Raw genomic sequence first — 19,185 nt, forward strand, 5'->3', positions numbered from 1 at the left:
GCTAAGGATGATTAACCGACGACCTGGCCCATTTGGAAGATGGGGAGGTACATGGCGATGATGAGGCCGCCGACCAGTACGCCGAGCACAGCCATAATCATGGGCTCCATCAATGCAGTGAGGTTGTCGACCATGTCATCCACGACGGCTTCGTAGTGTTCGGCAACTTTAGCCAGCATTTCATCCAGGTTGCCGGATTCTTCGCCGATGGCGGTGAGCTGGACGGCCATGACGGGAAAGATGTCCTGTTGACGCATCGAAGCCTGTAGTTGCGTACCGCTGGAGACATCATTTTTTATCCGATTAATGGCATCCCGATAGACAGCGTTGCCTGTAGCTCCTGCTACTGAGTCCAGAGCGTCAACAAGCGGGACCCCCGCAGCGAAAGTTGTAGATAAAACCCGGCCAAACTTAGCCACAGCAGATTTATCGAGTATCTCGCCGACTACGGGGAGCTTCAAGACATACTTGTCTACGAAGTCGGAAAATTTCTGTGACCGCCTAATGCCTTCTTTAAAGAGAAAGATCGTTCCAGCGATGCCTAGAAGAACGACAAACCACCAACTTTGCATCCATTCGGAAAGTCTGACGACCATCTGTGTAAACACCGGCAATTCAGCCCCAAAACCTTGGAACAGACTTTCGAACTGGGGAACAACTTTCACGAGCAGGATGGCGGTTACGACGAGTGCAACGATAATCACGGCGATAGGATAGGTCATCGCCTTTTTGACTTTCTTCTTGAGCAGTTCCGTTTTTTCAAGATAAGTCGCAATGCGATCTAGCATCTGTTCTAGTGCGCCGGCTTTCTCGCCGGAGTCCACCAGGTTGCAATACAGGTCGTCAAAGTGTTTTGGGTGTTTGCGGAGTGAACCAGCAAAACTTGTTCCGGATGAAATGTCATTCCGGATGCTCATGACGAGGTCTTGGAGTCCTTTGTTTTCTAAGCCATCGGCAACAATGTCGAAGCTCTGAACCAGCGGCACACCAGCCTTCATCATTGTCGCTAATTGACGAGTAAGCATAGCAATATCAAAAGGCGTAATCTTTTTGCTGCCACCGCCAAATAGTGGCTTAGGCTTTTTCTTCACTCTGTCTGGAATGATGCCTTGTTTGCGTAGTTGCGCTTTCACCAAGGCAAGGTTCGAGCCCGAAAGCTCGCCTTTGGATTTATTCCCTTTTCGGTCTTTACCTTCCCAAACGTACGATTCCAGTTTTTGCGCTTTCTCAGCCATGCTTAATCCTTCGTCACGCGGTTGGCTTCCTCAAGACTTGTTACGCCCTCGATCACCTTTAAAAGCGCCGATTGACGCAAATTACGGAAGCCTTCGGCCTCAGCCTGTTTTGCGATTTTAATTGAGCTGGCCTCTTCCATAATCATGTTCGCCAGTTCGTCGGTGATCTTGACCACCTCGTAAATACCGACGCGGCCTTTGTATCCACCATTGCATTTATCACAGCCTTTCGGGCGGTACAACGTGAAGCCTGTATCAATTTGTTCTTGTGTGAACCCTTCCTTCAAAAGCACGTCTTTGGGAATGTCCGCTGCTTGCTTGCAACTACACAGACGTCGACCAAGGCGCTGGGCGATGATCAGGCTTACCGATGTCGCTATATTGAACGACGGCACACCCATGTTCATCATTCGCGTTAACGTTTCGGCAGCACTGTTGGTGTGAAGGGTTGAAAGCACTAGGTGCCCGGTTTGGGCCGCCTTGATGGCAATGTTGGCAGTTTCGAGATCTCGAATCTCGCCAACCATGATAATGTCAGGGTCTTGTCGCAGAAACGCCCTCAAGGCTTCAGCGAAGCCAAGCCCGACCCGCGTGTTTACATTGACTTGGTTGATGCCTTCGAGATTGATCTCGGCTGGATCCTCTGCGGTCGATATGTTTCGCTCGTTCGTGTTTAGGATGTTTAGGCCTGTATAGAGAGAGACTGTCTTGCCGGAGCCCGTGGGGCCGGTGACCAGAATCATGCCCTGAGGCTGCTCCAGAGCGTCCATATATAGCTGTTTCTGGTCTTCCTCATATCCTAGTACGTCGATGCCAAGTTTTGCCTGGCTGGGGTCGAGTATCCGCAGTACTATTTTCTCCCCCCAGAGAGTAGGGAGGGTGTTGACTCGGAAATCTATGGCCTTGGTTTTGGATAGCTTCATTTTAATGCGGCCATCCTGAGGCACTCGGCGCTCAGAAATATCCAGCTGCGCCATGATTTTCACGCGCGCCGAAATTTTAGGGGCGAGTTTGATGGAAGGGCGGGACACTTCCTTGAGGATGCCGTCGGTGCGATAACGTACTCGGTAAGTTTTTTCGTAAGGCTCGAAGTGGACGTCTGAGGCTCCGCCACGAATCGCGTCCAGCAGCATTTTATTGACGTATTTTACGATGGGCGCATCGTCGACTTCGGTGGCCGAGACTGCGCCATCATCTTCCTGTTCGCCGCCTTCAGTCTCAACGCCTTCGAGATCCGCATCGTCGAGATCGCCCATAGTAGTGTCTTGGGATTCGAGATACTTATCGATGGCTGCACGTAGTTTGGCGTCGTCTACCAGCACCGCATCAGTGCTTAGGCCGGTGTTGAACTTGATCTCATCCAGCGCTTGGATGTTTGTGGGGTCAGAAACTGCAATGAACAGGCGGTTGCCCCGCCTGTAGAGAGGCAGGGCATTATGCTTTCGGATCAGTTTCTCGTCTACAGCCTTCTCGGGCATCATTTCAGGCAAAAAGGCGTTCAGGTCAAGCACTGATACGCCAAATTCCATCGCTGCAGAAAACGCGAGACCACTGCTGTTTGCCAAATTATTCTGCACTAGATAGGTAATTAGTGGGATTTTGTTCTGAGATGCTTGGAGAAACGCGTCTTTCGCTGTCGACTCATCGAGCAGCCCGTCGTCCACGAAGCGCCTTGCGAGACCAGTGAGCGTTACATTGGTGTTGTTGGTAGCCATAAATAGTGTAAGAAGTGCCGCCTAAGTTATTGAAACCGGTGTTTCGTACTATGGCTGAGTTTAGATGGCTGGCGGGGTTTTGGAAAGGCTAGTGCTTAGTAGGCTTTTATCGGAATCCGATTAATTTCATTATTCTGCCTTTCGGTATTAGGGGAGAGTCAATTCCGTGTGACAAAATTTGTCACACCTTGACGTTTAAAGGCGGTTCTTTTGTTTTTATTCGCATTCTGTTTGCATCGAATTTTCAGGGATGCGACTGAAGTCAGGGGCTCCAAGGGTTGGAATGAAGGGGAGGTAAAGTTTGGCATGATTAATGCTAACTCTACATCAGGCTCATATCGAAGGTCGCGGGGCAGAACTCCACCGGATCCGGGCCAAGGCGAAGTTGTAAAAAACAAATGTAGAGGTCGATAATGAAAAATATCCAAATTAATCATGCTCAAAAAGGTTTTACTCTGATTGAATTGATGATCGTTGTTGCGATCATCGGTATTTTGGCGGCGATCGCAATCCCTCAGTATCAAGACTATATCGCTAGATCTCAGGTTAACCGCGTGGTTGGAGAAATTTCTGCGCTGAAAACTGCGGCCGAGGAAAATCTTATGAGAGGCGTCATCCCAACAGGCACCGAGGCTTCAAACAATATCGGCTTTCCAGGTTCGAGCTTGTTGAGTGCATTCGCAATTTCTTTCCAGAACGACGGAAGCGGTTCTCTCCAGGGTACGCTGGGTGAAAGTGCAAGTACTGCTGTTTCTTCGGGTACAGTTACCATCAGTCGGACGGATGCAGGTGTATGGAGCTGCAGTGTTAGCGGTGTAGACTCGGCATTCGTACCTGCGGGCTGCTGATCTGTTATCACGTAGATCTAAAGCGTAAGTCAGGAAGATGCTGGCTAGACGCTGAGAATAAAAGGAGGGCTTCGGCCCTCCTTTTTTGAGGATGAGATGAAAGCTCTAATTTTTGCCCTCGTGGTTATCCCTCCGCTGCTGCTTTTTCACTTCCAGCCAGTTCCCTCATTCACAATGGAATTCGCTGCCTTCTTTATTTTGACGATTCTCTTCGTTGTAGTTGCGATTTGTTATAGCCAGTCGATCGCGTTCCCCAAATTTGGTGCGATTTGGGTGTTTTTGGGAGTGGTTTGGCTAGGAGTCGGCGCTGCTCATAGCGAGGTTATGCCGGTCAATGATCGGTGGGCTTTTGTATTTTGGTTGATTGGCTTTCTTTCTTTAGTTGTATTTGGTTCGTTAGTACGTTTAATGGGGAGAGAAAAGGCTGTATCAATTTTTGCTTATTCGCTAGTGGTGATGGCATTTTTTCAGTGTTTGATCGGTTTTTTTGAGCACTATGGAATTTTGGGAAAATATATTCCATGGATGAATTACAGTTCGGGTAGGTTTTCAGGAACTGTTGCACAGCCCAATGCCGCCGCTTTTTCTATATTCCTTGGAATTGTTTCGCTGTTTTATTTGTTTCTAATTCGAAAGGCTTCTTGGTTAATAGTTATCGTTATTTTATTCATTTTTTCGTATTTTTCATACCTGACTTATTCAAGATCTTTCTATGTTTATCTTTCGGTATTTATGGTTTTTATTTTTGTGGTTTTTGCGAGCTCTAAATTGGGTGCTGCTGATAAAGCGAGAATCACCAGTCCAGTTTTGGCAATTTTTATTTTGGTTCCTGTGGCTGCGATAGGTCTTGGCAGCAGTATAGATAGTGGCACGCGATACCTATTCTCAACTATTGGAATTGAATCGGTTGAGTCGGATTCTAGTCAAAGAGTCAAGGATTTCAGTGGCTCTGTCCGGCTTTGTGAATGGTCAAAAGCACTTGAACATATGGGGGGGGGTAGTTTTTCACTGTTGGGGTATGGGCACGGCTCTTATAGCAAGTTTAGTGCAGCGAATACAACAGATGCCACTATAGGATGCTCGAGGAATTTACTCTGGAACCATTCCCACAATTTACTAATAAATGCTTTGGTTGAGTGGGGGTGGCTTGGCCTAGCGACTGTTCTAGGTATGGCAGTTTTTTGCTTGCTCAATGCGTTTCGAGTTACAAGTGGCGAAATACGATATTTTTACCTTTTAAACTTTTCTGCGTTTTTAATATATTCTTTTCTTGAGTTCCCATTATGGAATATCTATTTTCTTATAGTTTTTATTTTTCTCGTTTCTGTTGGGTCTCATTCTTGGAAAATTAGTTTTTCAAAAGCACTTATACCCAAAGCCATTGGCTTGGCTTTTATGGTCGTTCTATTGGTCGGATTTACTAATTCTTTAAATGTTTACTTGAGGGTGTCAAGTGTTTTTAATTCAGGCGTGGCATCAGAAGGTGATTTAAGGTGGTTGTACCTATATGGCGCGGACGACCTGTGGGGTGATCGTGTTATTTTAACCAGGTATTATAAATTCATGCCTGAGCCCTATCAATACAGCCAACAGTTGCAGGAGGTGGATGCTATCTTGAGCTTGCAAAGGCACCCTGTTGCGCTGGTTCGAAAGGGATTGCTTCATTTCCTTTCAGGTGAGGAGCTTCAATATTGCCGTACGGAAAGATTGCTTGAGCGGCAATATCCGAAGTATCTGGGGCAACTTGAGCGAGAGCTGATTTTAGTTGCAGGCTCTTCGGTTTTTGACGTAAAAGGGAGTTTTAGCTGCAATTAGCGAGAGAAGTCTCAATTTGGATTTGCGCCACTGTTGCAACTCTTAAACGCGAACCCATTTAAATAAATTTATTTGTTTACGTACTTTGCTGTCCGATAGGTTTGGCATTTATTTTGCAGTACGTAAGTTAGATGGTTGTTTGCTAGTGAGTGTGATATGAAAAAGTTTGTGAGTGGTTTTACGTTGATAGAGTTGATGATTGTTGTCGCTATCGTTGGGGTTCTGGCTGCCTTAGCGTTTCCTTTGTATCAGGAATATGTCTTAAAATCTCAGGTTGGTAGGGTTGTTGGCGAGCTCTCTCCTTATAAGTCTTCGTTCGAGGCTCGGTTATCTCAGTCGGGCAGTGTAACGAATGCAGATCTCGGTTATGTGCCGTCGAGTCTCGTGCTGGAAGGTGTAGGTACTGATGTCGCCACTGCGCAAAGTGACGGTTCTGGTCATGTAGAGGTGACCATGGGGGGCAATGCTCACCCAAATTTGGCGGGTGTGATAGTTCGGTTAGCGAGAAGCAGCACTGGCACTTGGCGATGTGTCATCGATCCAGCTGCTGCGTCAGGATGGAAGAACGAATTTAGCCCGGCAGCTTGCACGGTGATTTAACGGCGGCTTAAATCTTGACCTCATCAAACAATTCCGGCACCTCAACATCCCATTCGAACTTTTCAAAGATTCGCCTCCGCATGAGGTCGCTAGCTACAAGCTCTCCATGGGTTACATAAACCTTGAGTGGTCTCAGATTGCCTTGCTCTAACCACTCCAGAATTTCTTGATAGTCCCCGTGCGCCGAAAGTGAATCCAGATTGAAAACATCCGCCTTAACCGGCCAATACTCCCCATGAATCTTCACAGATTCCGCGCCATTGACGAGCGCATCTCCGCGAGTGCCCGGTGCCTGAAAGCCAGCAAACACGACGCTGTTTCTCTCATTTGGAAGAAGTGTTTTAAGGTGGTGTAGCACTCGCCCACCACTGGCCATGCCGCTGGCTGAAATGATCACGCAGGGATACCGTGCGGCGTCCAGCTCGATGGATTCCTCTACCTTTCGGACAAACTTGGTGTTCTCATCAATCGTTCCGCATTGCTCTGCGGTGAGCTTGTGTTCCTTGTGGTGGCGGCAAAAGATCTCTGTGGCCTTTATCGCCATCGGGCTGTTCAGGTACACAGGCAGCTTGGGAATACGGCCTTCACCCATGATCTTGTGAATCACGTAAAGCAGCATCTGAGCGCGGCCCACCGCAAAGGCTGGAATCAACACTATTCCACCCCGGCCAGCGGTCCGTTTGATGATGGTGGCGAGCTCTGTTTCCGGATCAACTTCGCTGTGCAGCCGGTCCCCATAGGTGGATTCACACACCAGTACATCGGCCTTCTGAATTGGCTCCGGCGGGCGCATGATGATGTCGTTTTGCCTGCCCACGTCCCCACTGAATACTATGGTTTTATCGGCTGCCTTATGGTGCACATGAACGCAGGATGACCCCAGGATGTGCCCCGCCGGACTAAACGTGACATGGAACCCTCTTACCGGCTCAAACGTTTCATGGTAGTGCAGTGATTGAAAATGCTTGAGAGCCTCCCAAGCATCTTTTTCGGTAAAGAGAGGTTCGGGTTTCGCGTGTTTCGAAAACTTTTTACGAAACGCATACTTGGCGTCCTCCTCTTGGAGAAAGCCGGCATCGGGCAGCAATACTTTGCACAATTCATGGGTACCTTTGGTGCAGTAAATCGTGCCCTTAAAGCCATTCTTGATCAAGGCGGGAAGATAGCCGGAGTGATCAATATGGGCATGGGTTAGCACCACTGCGTCGATGGTATGCGGATCTACGGGAAACTCTGCCCAGTTTCTTCGGCGCAGGGTTTTTACCCCCTGGTACATCCCGCAATCCACCAGTAGGCGGTGCTTGTCGTCAGAGAGAAGGTATCGGGAGCCGGTTACGGTTCCGGTGGCGCCGAGAAATTGAAGTTCCATGCTGGCCCCTCTCATTGCTGGTTAACAAAATGTTACCATCTTGCATTCTAGACCATACCGCTGTGACTTGAGCAGGAAGCGACGCACATGCAACTGAATTCGATTCTTCCCGATGTGATCAAGGTGGCTGATGAGGCGAGTCAGCGCGTTCTTCATATTTACCAGTCTGACTTTAAGATCAACTATAAAGACGACAGTTCGCCCATCACCGCAGCCGACATTGCTAGCCATGAGATTATAGAAAAGGGACTGCGCAGAATTAGTCGAGACATCCCTGTGCTCTCAGAGGAGGGTGCGGACATTTCCTGGGAAGAACGCCGCCATTGGCGCCGCTTCTGGTTGGTCGATCCCATTGACGGCACCAAGGAGTTCACCCAGCGAACCGGTGAATTCACGGTTAATATCGCGTTGGTCGAAGATGGTGAGCCGGTGCTCGGTGTGGTGACGGTTCCGGCACTAGGGGAAGCCTACTGGGGAATAAAAGGCGAGGGTGCGCACCGGCGCGATCGTTCTGGCCGAGTGCAACAAATTCGTGTTTTGGAGCCGAGGCAGGCGGTGCGGGTGGTGGCCAGCAAAAACCACCTTAATGATGAAACCCGTTCCTTTATCGAACGTCTTGGAGATCATGAATTCCTTCAGGCGGGCAGCTCCCTCAAATTTTGTCGTATTGCCGAGGGGCGTGCAGACATATACCCCCGCCTGGGGCCAACCAGTGAATGGGACACTGCGGCGGCGCATGCTGTTCTGGTCGCGGCTGGAGGAAAAGTAGAAACCCTTGACGGCACTCCGCTTCGGTACGGCAAAGAAAGCCTGCAAAACCCCCATTTCATTGCCAGTGGCGAGTGGAGCCAATGAGTTGGTACGTGTTGCAGCATAAGCCGGCCCAAGGTGATCGGGCCCTTTCGCACCTGCAGAATCAGGATGTTGCCTGCTTTTATCCCAAGGTGAGCGTGGAGCACATACGAGCGGGCAAGCGCACCGTTAAACTGGAGCCGCTTTTTCCTGGCTACCTGTTTGTTCATCTTGAGCCCACCGACCCAATGTGGTCGAAGTTGCGATCCACGCGAGGCGTTTTGAGAGTGGTGGGCTTTCGAAACAAACCCGCAGCTCTCTCCGACGAGGTGGTAGAGCAGATCAAGCAGAGTCTTAACGCAGTTGAAGAGCAGGGTGGTATCAAGCCTGGCCAGGTAGTCCGCCTAAGTGAGGGGGCATTCGATGGGGTGGATGCCATCTTCCAAGCCTACGATGGGGAGGAGCGGGCGATTGTCCTCATCAACTTCATGCAAAAACAGCAGTCCGTTAATGTGGCAGTTTCTGCCTTGAAATCGTGAAGCTATAAGAGAGTATTGATTTAGTTGCACAACTCATTGTTTTACAAATATTTACGCCTGTAGCCGGTTAGCACACAGTTTGCTATCGCTCTGCTCTTGATTGCGCCACAGGAAGACGTAGAATTACGCCCGCGAAATCAGAGCTGCCAGGGATTGGTGCTTAGGAGTACATGGATGCTCGCACCCTTCCTGCGCCTATCTGTTTTAAAACAACTCAGAAGAATTATATGACCTCAATACACTGGACCTTGGTCGGTGGGGCGGTAGCGTGCCTGACGGTACCGCCGTTAACGAAGCTGGTAGCGCTCTCTCGCAGTGCGTCTCTCAGCAATCAATGGGCTCGGCCAGTAGCATGAACGACTTTTCCAAAGTCCCCCCCTCGGTCAAAACTGCTACGCGTGTAAGCTTGTCGCGCGGAAGACACGAATCACCCTTAGCACCTCAAGCAAACGGGCCAGTGAAGCTGCTGTTCTGGAGTCAGTGGGCATTTGCAACAGCCGTTCAGGTTGCCCTGTTGTTCTTGTTGGCCGTAAACAAGTCGGGCGACGTTGCCTCTCATTACCGAGTATTGGCCATCGCGGCTTCGATAGCTTCGGTGCCGCTCTGCGTGGTGTTTCATACCTATAGCATGCATAACGGATACCTCGTGGGTATTGCACGAATTGGTGCTGCCTGGGCAGCGTTGGTTGCAGTACTAACGTTCAGCGCCTTTTTAACGAAAACCAGCGAGCTCTTTTCCCGGGAAGTGGTCTTGGAGTGGGTAATCGGTGGCTATGCAATACAGGCGTTGGTATACGTGCCACTTCAATATTTCTTCAAACAGGTACAGGGCAATCAGCGTTATGCGAGGCCTTCGATCATAGTAGGCGCAGGTCAATTGGCCTTTGATCTTGCGAGCAAGCTCCGCTATGAGCGCAAAGAGGCAATGCTGGGGGTTGTAGCGCTAGACGATGAGGATCTCTACGAAGTCGAAAATACGAGCCGGTATTTTCCGACGCTGGGCGTGGTGAGTCAGTTGCGGAGCATTCTAAAAGACAACGACGTAAGCCGGGTGTACATTGCGCTTCCAGCCAAAGAGACTGATCAGATTGAAGGGCTTTACGTAGACCTTTTGGATGCTAACGTCGACGTAGTGTGGGTGCCAGATTTCGCCAACCTAAAGCTGCTTAATCATAGCATTCAAAACCTTGGTGGAATGCCGGCTATTCACCTCAACGAGAGCCCGCTCACTTCCTCTCCGGGGGCAGCGCTGATGAAATCATTAATGGATCGCACACTTGCAGTGCTGGGTGTGATTGCATTGGCACCCGTCCTCGTTAGCTGCGCCATTGCAGTAAAACTCTCCTCGCCGGGTCCAATTTTGTTTAAACAAAAGCGACACGGCTGGAATGGTAATATCATTGAGGTGCTTAAATTTCGCTCAATGAAAGTCCATGAGGATAACCAGGTAAAGCAGGCACAAAAAGAGGATCCGAGGATAACCCGGGCAGGACGCTTTCTTCGTCGATCTTCGCTGGATGAGCTGCCGCAACTGTTCAATGTGATCAAAGGAGATATGGCACTGGTGGGCCCCCGGCCACATGCTTTGGCGCACAATGATTACTACTCTGACAAAATCATTGCTTACATGGCGCGCCATCGTATCAAGCCCGGCATCACCGGCTTAGCGCAGATCAGCGGTTACCGCGGTGAAACCGAAACGCTGGATAAAATGCAGAAGCGTGTAGAAATGGATCTTGAGTATATCAACCACTGGAGCCTGTGGTTAGACGTCAAGATCCTTATAAAAACACCGCTCACCCTTGTCTCGAAAGACATCTATTAACCCCAACCCTATTGGCTAAGTAAAATGCCGCGCTTTTCTACGATTCTTACTGCAATTGTGTTTATGTCTGGCCCTGTGCTCGCGTATTCAGCGCCCTGGCTGGGGCCTGGCGATGCCCGTGCACGTCACTCTGTACAAAAGTTATCTGACCGCGGGCACCTGGCAACAACTACAACCACTTGGCCGATTATGTGGGCCGATATCGATCAGGGGGCAAGTGCGCTCGCAGGCAGTTCAGTGACCATGCAGCGTGCTTACCTCGGATTTGAAAAGGATCAGCAAGCAGACGCTGGGTTCCGCGCAGAAATCGGCGTGGAAGCAACCACCGAGTCGGCATTTCTGAGAGGTTTTCGCAGCCCTCCCCGTGATGAGGGGCAATTAAGCGCAACTCTCCAGTGGCAGGGTGAGGCGTGGGCGGCTGGAATTTCTCCTTCAGCTGTCAAAGACCCGGTGGACGGCAAAGAATTTCGGCTTGACGGCTCCTACGTTGCTGGAACCGCGGGTAACTGGGTGCTTGGTGTCGGCGCGGTTGATCGTTGGTGGGGCCCTGGCTGGCAGTCGAGCATGATATTGTCCAGTAACGCACGGCCTATCCCTGCTATTTGGATCGATCGCAAGCAGAGTCTGGCTCCGGAATCACCGTATCTTTCATGGATCGGCCCCTGGAAGTTCACGGGATTTTTAGGCCAGTTAGAAGAAGAACGCGTTGTTCAGGACGCCAAAATGATCGGGATGAGAGCCAGCTTTGTCCCGGTTCAGGGGCTCGAGATTGGCTTGTCTAGAACCATCACCTTTGGTGGTGAGGGTCGGCAGGAGGACTTCTCGACGATTTGGGATGCACTGATAGGCGAGGACAACATAGATGTTAACGCAGGCGAGACTGGTGAAAATGATCCGAGCAACCAAATTGCAGCTGTCGACATCCGTTACGGTTTTCCGGTCGGCGCCCAGACGGTCGGCTTATATGCACAGATGATGGGGGAAGATGAGGCTGGTTATTTGCCATCACGGAAGTCTTGGCTGCTTGGTCTGGACTGGACCTCGCAGTTTTTCAACGATGATCAGCAGTGGTATCTGGAAGCTACCAATACTTTAGCCGAGGACCTTTTAGGTGACCCCAAACCTGACTATGCCTATAACCATTTTCAGTATCAGACCGGGTACCAATATTATGGCAGAGCGATTGGCTCCACCTTTGATGCAGACGCTGAAGCATTAACACTCGGTGTCTTTAATTTTATGAGTGATGGCAGCGACTTATCGGCAACCCTGACTTTTGCCAACCTGAACAAAGATGGCGGCAATCGTGTGTCTCAGCCCAATGACGAAATTTTCTACTTTGTGCCTGATGGTGCGCAAAAGGTCGCTATTATCCATCTTGGTTACGGCACAGAGCTTTTCATGGGCTGGCTTGACCTCAACCTTCAGGCAACCGACAAAAAAATTAAACTCTTGGGAGGCGAGAAAGATCAATTGTCTGTCTCTGCCGCCTGGAAATACCGATTCTAATTAAACTTCAGACCTTGGAAGTACTAAACCGTGCGCTTTAAAAGATTCCTTTTCCTGCTAATTGTTTTGCTGCCACTGGCAGTCCATGGTCAGTCGATCAGTCAATCTCAGATTGAAAGTTTCAAGCAGCTTCCCAGAGCGCAACAGGAGGCTTTAGCTCGGCAATACGGAGTCAATCTGGAAGACCTGATGGGTCGTCAAAGCGAGCAGCGGCCCCAAAAGGTGCAAGTTGTTAAACCTCTGAATGGCAACTCTGAGGGCGATAGCAGACAGGCGGAGCAAGAAGAACAAGAAAAAGCGCAAGCGAAGAAGAACGATGGTCTCCGGCCTTATGGCTACGACTTGTTCGCCGGCAACCCCACCACCTTCGCGCCCGTAACGGAAATTCCCGTGCCCTCAGATTATACTCTGGGCCCTGGGGATGTCTTGCAAATCCAGCTCTGGGGTAAGGAAAATCAGAACCTGGAATTGCCGATCAGTCGCGATGGCTCCATCAGTTTCCCGCAATCGGGTCCCATGAGTATTGCCGGCCTGAGTTTTGACGAAGCTAGGCAGCAAATAAAAAAACGCATTTCAGAACAGTACATTGGTGTAGAAGCCAGCGTTTCTCTGGGCGAGCTTCGCAGCATGCGCGTATTCGTGCTCGGTGAGTCTAGAAATCCGGGTTCTTACAGCGTGAGTTCTCTTTCAACGATTACAAACGCGCTATATGTATCTGGCGGCATCAAACAAACAGGGTCGCTGCGGAACTTGCAACATAAGCGCAATGGCAATCTCGTGGGTACGCTCGATTTGTACGATCTGCTCATGGCCGGTGACAGCTCTGCTGATAACAGATTGCAACCCGGAGATGTGATTTTTGTCCCCCCCGTCGGTAAACGGGCCGGCATAGATGGTGAAGTCTACCGCCCCGCTTTGTACGAACTGAAGGGCGAAAGCACGCTGGCGGAACTGGTAGAGATGGCCGGAGGCCTGACACCCCAGGCCTATCCTCAACGAATCAATATTGAACGCACTAATAAGGACTTCTTGCGTATCATTGCGGAAGCTGATTACACAACCCAGAAGGGCCGGCAGGCTCGCATCAGGGCTGGAGATAAAGTCGACATTCCTTCGATCTCGGACATTACTGGCCAATATGTTGAACTGACAGGGGCTGCTACCCGCACCGGTAAGTTTGCCTGGATTCCCGGAATGCGAGTGAGCTCTTTGCTGCAAAACCTGGATTCGGATCTGATGCCAACAGCGGATAAACGCTATGCCGCTATCGTTCGAACTCATCAGGAAACAGACCGTATATCCGTGCTTAACCTCCGGTTGAAAGAGGCCCTCGGCCAGGAGGGCGGGAAAGAAGATCTGCTTCTGGAAGAAAAAGACCGCATCCTGATTTTTTCTGATGCGGGCAAGGTAAAGGGTGGAGAAAAAGGCCGAAACTTTACTCGCGAAGGCCTCTTCAACCCGGTGCTGCAGCGTTTGAAGACCCAGGCCAGCCCAGCGAATCCGCAACAGACTATCCGCATCAGTGGGCCGGTTCGCTACCCCGGGGAATACCCGTTGCCGGCAAGTCGCAGCTTGGCAGATGCCGTATTTGTGGCTGGCGGTCTTAAAGATTCTGCATCTCTATTTCAGGCTGAAGTAGCCCGTTACACCACCGATGAAAACGGCATCGGCCAAACCAGAATACTCGACGTGAACCTGGCGCAGGCCATGGCCGGTAACTTGAACCTAAGCCTGAAAAGCCGGGACAGAATTTTGATTAAATCCATACCGGACTTTGCCAAAACCCGAACGATCGAGCTGAGAGGCGAGGTTCGTTACCCGGGTCAATACACCTTCCGCGATGGTGAAACGCTAAGCGAAGTGCTCCAAAGAGCCGGTGGTATCACCACCAATGCCTTTCCTAAAGGTGCAGTGTTCTCTCGTAAGAAGCTCCGTCAGCTCGAAGCACAGCGCCTTCGCGAAGCAGAAAAGCGCCTGCAGGGGGATCTGCTCGGTGTGCAACTGGAAGGCGATAGTTTTAGCGGCCAAAGTGTAGACAGAACGCAACAAGTGCAGGGCCTGCTTGAAGACGTTCAGGAGAGTGATCCGGTAGGTCGACTCGTAATAGATCTTGCTCGCGTTTTGAGTGATCCCAACTACCAATCCATCCGGCTGCAAGATGGCGACACCTTATCGGTTCCAACCATTCCGCAATCGGTAACAGTCTTTGGAGAAGTGCAGTTCCCGACTAGCCACCTCCATCAACAAGGCTTAACCGTGGATGACTACCTTGAGCGCTCGGGTGGACCAACCCGACAGGCCGATGAGAGTAGGATTTACGTGGTAAAGGCAGATGGGTCAGTAATGCTTCCAGAACAGAGCCAGTGGTTCGGCGGCCGAAGCGAGCAACTGGAGCCGGGCGATACCATCATCATGCCGATCGATGTAGACCGCCTGAATCAGCTTGAGCTCTGGACAAATGTAAGCCAGATCGTTTACCAGATGGCGCTGGGTGCCGCCGCAGTAGGTAACCTTTAATGTCTGAGAATGTGACACAACAAACTTACTATCCTGATGACGAGATCGATCTGCGAGAGTTGTTTTCGACCGTCTGGCGCGGTAAATGGATCATCATCTTGGCCACGTTTATCTTCGCCGCCGCAGGCGTGGGTTTTGCACTCTACAAACCCAACATCTACCAATCCAGCGTGTTGATCGCGCCTGCCCAAGAAGAAGGTGGCGGCCTAGGAGGCCTGGCTAGCCAGTTTGGTGGCCTTGCCAGCCTTGCTGGCATAAATCTGGGTGGTGGGAGCTCGAACAAGACAGTGATTGCCAAAGAGGTGCTCCAATCCCGCGCCTTCCTAACCAACTTTTTCCACCGCCATGATTTGGAAGTACCCTTAATGGCGCTGGATGGCTGGAATGAGAAAAGTGGAGAGTGGGATTACGACCAGGATAAATACAACCCTGAGACTAGCGAATGGCTACTCGACAGCGATGGCGAAAGCTATAAGCCGACCGATTGGGAAATGGTGGAAACTTTCCGGGAAGACCACTTCAGCGTTAGCGAAGCGAAAGAAACCGGCATGATCACCGTGAGTGTAAAGCACTACTCGCCAGTTTTGGCCAAACAGTGGGCCGAAAAGTTGGTTCAAGACTTAAACGAACACATGCGTAAGCAGGACGTTGAAGAGGCCGAGGCCCGTATTGCGTACCTTGAAGAAAAGTTAGACGAGACTAACGTTGCAGGCATGCAGCAAGTGTTTTACCAGCTTATTGAAAATGAGACGCGCACCGTAATGCTTGCCAACGCCCAGAAAGAGTATGTTTTCAAAACAATAGACCCGGCTGTTATCGCTGAAGAAAAGGCTGAGCCTAAGCGAGCGCTCATCTGCGTAATTGCAACGCTTCTGGGGGGGATGTTCGGGGTATTCATTGTGTTTATCCGGGCTTTTATCGGCAGCGGTCCAGATAAAGTCCTCTCGGGTCATGAAGTCAGCGACGCTGCTGTTTAATGAAGCATATTCTGATTCGCCTTACGAACCTTGGGCTCCGGGGTGCCACGTTAGTTAGCAAGTTTTTGCTAATCTTCATGTTGGCGCGATTTCTGGAGCCTGCAGAGCTCGGCTTGTATGGGCTGCTGACAGTAACGATCAGTTATTCGCTCTATTTTCTTGGTTTTGATTTCTACATCTTCACCACAAGGGAAGTTTTGAAGGCAGAGCCCGAAAGCCGTGGCCAATTGCTCAAGAGCCAAATCGCTCTCAGCCTAATTCTATACGCCATATTCCTGCCGCTTACAATTGGGCTGTTCGGGCTGGAATTGCTTCCCTGGTGGCTGCTTCCTTGGTTTCTGGCACTCCTAGTATTGGAGCATATAACCCAGGAATTAAACCGACTCTTGGTCGCCCTGCAACGGCAACTCGTTGCCAGTTGGGTGTTATTCTTCAGAGCCGGAGCCTGGTGCCTGGCGGTGGTTGGCATTATGTATCTGAGTGAACCCAGTCAAGAGCTCACAACTGTGCTGGCGGGCTGGATTGTGGGCAGCAGCACCGGGTTGCTTATTGGTATGGTGACTCTATGGCACATACCAATGGGAGGTTGGTTCAAGGCCGTCGATTGGGCCTGGCTCAAAAAAGGCCTGAAGATCGCCCTACCCATGTTAGTTGCCACACTGGCATTGCGTGGCATCTACACGGTGGACAGGTACTGGTTTGAAGCCCTGGGAGGGCTGGACGTACTGGGTGCTTACGTGCTTTTCATTGGTATGTGTACCGCATTGCTGGGCTTTATGGACGCAGGTGTGTTCACCTTCCTTTATCCCGCGATGATCACGGCCCACGCCAACAACAATGCTGCAGAGTTTCGACAAAAATACCGACAACTCGCATGGCAAACCGTGGCCCTTACTGGTCTGTTCTCCGCCTGCGCATGGCTAGTGGTCATGCCGTTGCTAGAGTGGCTCGACAAACCGTTATATCTTGAACGTGTTGATCTGTTTGGCTGGCTGTTGCTTGCCAATGGGCTCTTTGTAGTAGGTATGATTCCACATTACGGATTATATGCCAGAGGTAAGGACCGGGCACTTATCGTGGCGCACCTTACCGGCTTTCTGGTATTCCTGGCGAGCACCTTTGCGTTGGCCCCTTTCGTCGCAGAGTTGGCTGTGCCCTTCGGACTAATATCAGCCTTCGTTTTCATGCTGGCCTGGAAAACCCTCCAGTTCTATCGATTAACACCCGCCGACTGGCGGTGATACCATTCATCTTTACAGCTAAATCCAGAGAAATGACTATGCTCGAAAACTCCACCATCCTCGTTACCGGCGGCACCGGCTCCTTTGGCCATAAATTCATTCCAATGACCCTGGAAAAGTACAACCCGAAGAAAATCATCGTGTTTTCTCGTGATGAAATGAAACAGTGGGAAATGGCCAAGCTGTTCCAGGGTGACGACCGCCTGCGCTTTTTCATTGGCGATGTGCGCGACAGAGAGCGCCTCTACCGCGCGCTGGATGGTGTGGATTATGTGGTTCACGCTGCGGCTACAAAAATTGTACCCACCGCCGAATACAACCCGTTTGAATGTGTAAAAACCAACATTCACGGGGCCATGAACCTCATCGATGCAGCTATCGATAAAGGCATAAAAGGGGTGGTTGCTTTGTCTACCGATAAGGCCAGCAGCCCCATCAATTTGTATGGTGCTACCAAGTTGGCCTCGGACAAACTGTTTGTGGCAGGAAATTCCTACGCCGGTGGCCATCAAACCAAGTTTTCCGTGGTTCGCTACGGCAACGTGATGGGCTCACGCGGCTCTGTTATTCCGTTCTTTATGTCAATCAAGGATAAAGGCGTACTCCCCATCACTGATCCGCGAATGACTCGCTTCATGATCAGCCTTGAGCAGGGCGTGGAGCTGGTATGGCATGCGTTTGAAGACATGGTTGGCGGTGAAATCTACGTGAAGAAAATCCCTTCCATGAAAGTGACGGACCTGGCGCGTGTTGTTGCGCCCGAGGCTAAGCAAGAAGTGGTGGGGATTCGCCCAGGCGAAAAATTGCATGAGCAGATGATTGGCGCGGAAGATTCCTATTTTACTTACGAATACCCGGAACATTTCAAGATTCTGCCGAACATCAATAATTGGGGTACCAGTCAGGAGCGAATCAAGGACGGCAAGCTCGTTCCCGAAGGCTTCGTTTACTCCAGCGACAACAACACCGAATGGATGGCGGATGAAGATCTGGAGTCTTGGATCGACCGCCATTACAACGAGATTGGCAAAATCTAATCATGATTCCTTACGGTAAGCAGGATATTAACCAGGCAGACATTGACGCGGTTCTGGAGGTCTTGAGGTCAGATTTTCTGACTCAAGGGCCAGTCGTGCCAAAGTTTGAGGAAACCGTTGCCAATCACGTGGGCGCAAACCATGCCCTCGCGGTGAACAGTGCCACCTCCGCCTTGCATATTGCCTGCCTTGCACTTGGGTTGGGGCAGGGTGATTGGTTATGGACAACGCCAGTTACCTTTGTGGCCTCCGCCAACTGTGGGTTGTACTGTGGTGCGCAGGTCGATTTTGTCGATATCGATCCGAAAACCTACAACCTGTGCCCGTTGGCTTTGAAAGCAAAGCTTGAGCAGGCGAAGGATGAAAACCGGCTGCCCAAGGTGGTAGTAGCCGTTCATTTGTCCGGCCAGCCCTGTGATATGGAAGCCATTGCCGCTCTGGCAGAGGAATATGGTGTTAAAGTCATTGAAGATGCTTCCCACGCGATTGGCGGTAAGTATCAGGGCGAATTTATCGGCAGCAGCCGTTACAGCGACATAACCGTATTCAGTTTTCACCCGGTAAAAATTGTTACCACGGCCGAAGGCGGCATGGCTGTAACCAACGATGCCAAGCTTGCTGAGAGAATGAACCTTCTACGCAGCCACGGTATTACCCGCGACCCGGCACTGATGACCCAGAAGCCGGATGGCCCTTGGTATTACCAACAGGTGGATCTGGGATTCAACTACCGGATGACGGAACTGCAGGCCGCGCTCGGTGTGAGCCAGATGGAACGGCTGGAGGCTTTTGTGGCTCGCAGGCACGAGTTAGCGAAGCGTTATGATCAGCTCCTGGCGGATCTGCCCGTCGTCTTGCCCTGGCAGCACCCGGACAGCTATTCCGGCCTGCACCTATACGTTATTCGCCTGAAGCTGGACAGTATTACCAAGAGTCACAAGGAAGTGTTTGAATCTCTGCGCGAGCAAGGCATCGGGGTAAATCTGCACTACATTCCGGTGCACACCCAACCTTATTATCGCGATATGGGCTTTGAGGCAGAGACCTTCCCGCATTCCATGGCCTACTACCGGGAGGCCATCAGTCTGCCGATGTTCCAGGGCCTGACGGAAGATCAGCAGGACGAAGTGGTTGAGGTGCTCCACAAGACGCTGGCGAAGGAGTGA

At 50.8% G+C, this 19,185-nt stretch carries 15 protein-coding genes; 12 read left to right on the forward strand and 3 right to left on the reverse strand.

Going from position 1 to position 19,185, the window contains the following annotated elements:
- Positions 1-11 precede the first annotated feature (11 nt).
- Together FGO67_RS08155 and pilB are read right to left on the reverse strand one after the other, a co-directional pair.
- On the reverse strand, positions 12-1,235 hold the full coding sequence (locus FGO67_RS08155; RefSeq protein WP_203300242.1) for a type II secretion system F family protein: 1,224 nt from the start codon (positions 1,233-1,235) through the stop codon (positions 12-14).
- A gap of 2 nt (positions 1,236-1,237) precedes the next feature.
- Entirely contained in the window at positions 1,238-2,950 is a 1,713-nt protein-coding gene (pilB, locus tag FGO67_RS08160) for a type IV-A pilus assembly ATPase PilB (RefSeq protein WP_203300243.1), read from the reverse strand.
- Positions 2,951-3,363: 413 nt separating this feature from the next.
- On the opposite strand from pilB, the gene FGO67_RS08165 reads away from it, so the two are divergent.
- The 3 genes from FGO67_RS08165 (at position 3,364) to FGO67_RS17200 (ending at position 6,213) form a co-directional block, all read left to right on the forward strand.
- Positions 3,364-3,798: a pilin gene (locus tag FGO67_RS08165; protein WP_203300244.1), complete on the forward strand. Its 435-nt coding sequence runs from the start codon at positions 3,364-3,366 to the stop codon at positions 3,796-3,798.
- Between the two features lie 96 nt (positions 3,799-3,894).
- Positions 3,895-5,613, forward strand: coding sequence for an O-antigen ligase family protein (locus tag FGO67_RS08170; protein ID WP_203300245.1), 1,719 nt, complete (start codon positions 3,895-3,897; stop codon positions 5,611-5,613).
- Between the two features lie 156 nt (positions 5,614-5,769).
- Positions 5,770-6,213, forward strand: coding sequence for a pilin (locus tag FGO67_RS17200; RefSeq protein WP_203300246.1), 444 nt, complete (start codon positions 5,770-5,772; stop codon positions 6,211-6,213).
- 7 nt (positions 6,214-6,220) lie between these two features.
- Here the strand turns inward: FGO67_RS17200 and FGO67_RS08180 are convergent, their stop codons facing one another.
- Positions 6,221-7,582 (reverse strand): MBL fold metallo-hydrolase, encoded by a 1,362-nt coding sequence (locus tag FGO67_RS08180; RefSeq protein ID WP_203300247.1) that lies wholly within the window; start codon positions 7,580-7,582, stop codon positions 6,221-6,223.
- Between the two features lie 87 nt (positions 7,583-7,669).
- Here FGO67_RS08180 and cysQ point away from each other — a divergent pair, with 87 nt between their 5' ends.
- From cysQ to pseC, 9 genes are all read left to right on the forward strand, one after another.
- A complete protein-coding gene (gene cysQ / locus FGO67_RS08185) occupies positions 7,670-8,437 on the forward strand; it encodes a 3'(2'),5'-bisphosphate nucleotidase CysQ (protein WP_203300248.1) in 768 nt (255 codons plus the stop codon).
- Positions 8,434-8,913 carry a transcription/translation regulatory transformer protein RfaH gene (rfaH, locus tag FGO67_RS08190; protein ID WP_203300249.1) on the forward strand — a complete coding sequence of 160 codons (480 nt, stop codon included), beginning with the start codon at positions 8,434-8,436 and terminating at the stop codon, positions 8,911-8,913. The genes cysQ and rfaH overlap by 4 nt, the downstream gene beginning before the upstream one ends.
- Before the next feature lie 457 nt (positions 8,914-9,370).
- On the forward strand, positions 9,371-10,738 hold the full coding sequence (locus tag FGO67_RS08195) for an undecaprenyl-phosphate glucose phosphotransferase (protein ID WP_203300250.1): 1,368 nt from the start codon (positions 9,371-9,373) through the stop codon (positions 10,736-10,738).
- Positions 10,739-10,927: 189 nt separating this feature from the next.
- A complete protein-coding gene (locus tag FGO67_RS08200) occupies positions 10,928-12,247 on the forward strand; it encodes a capsule assembly Wzi family protein (RefSeq protein ID WP_238942308.1) in 1,320 nt (439 codons plus the stop codon).
- 189 nt (positions 12,248-12,436) lie between these two features.
- A complete protein-coding gene (locus FGO67_RS08205) occupies positions 12,437-14,764 on the forward strand; it encodes an SLBB domain-containing protein (protein ID WP_420844511.1) in 2,328 nt (775 codons plus the stop codon).
- Positions 14,764-15,741 (forward strand): Wzz/FepE/Etk N-terminal domain-containing protein, encoded by a 978-nt coding sequence (locus FGO67_RS08210; protein WP_203300253.1) that lies wholly within the window; start codon positions 14,764-14,766, stop codon positions 15,739-15,741. The genes FGO67_RS08205 and FGO67_RS08210 overlap by 1 nt, the downstream gene beginning before the upstream one ends.
- A complete protein-coding gene (locus FGO67_RS08215) occupies positions 15,741-16,982 on the forward strand; it encodes a lipopolysaccharide biosynthesis protein (protein WP_203300254.1) in 1,242 nt (413 codons plus the stop codon). Before FGO67_RS08210 ends, FGO67_RS08215 begins: the two co-directional genes overlap by 1 nt.
- A gap of 38 nt (positions 16,983-17,020) precedes the next feature.
- Positions 17,021-18,019 carry a UDP-N-acetylglucosamine 4,6-dehydratase (inverting) gene (gene pseB / locus FGO67_RS08220; protein WP_203300255.1) on the forward strand — a complete coding sequence of 333 codons (999 nt, stop codon included), beginning with the start codon at positions 17,021-17,023 and terminating at the stop codon, positions 18,017-18,019.
- 2 nt (positions 18,020-18,021) lie between these two features.
- A complete protein-coding gene (gene pseC, locus FGO67_RS08225) occupies positions 18,022-19,185 on the forward strand; it encodes a UDP-4-amino-4,6-dideoxy-N-acetyl-beta-L-altrosamine transaminase (protein WP_203300256.1) in 1,164 nt (387 codons plus the stop codon).

This window comes from Marinobacter sediminum, from assembly GCF_016820575.1.
GTDB lineage: Bacteria > Pseudomonadota > Gammaproteobacteria > Pseudomonadales > Oleiphilaceae > Marinobacter > Marinobacter sediminum.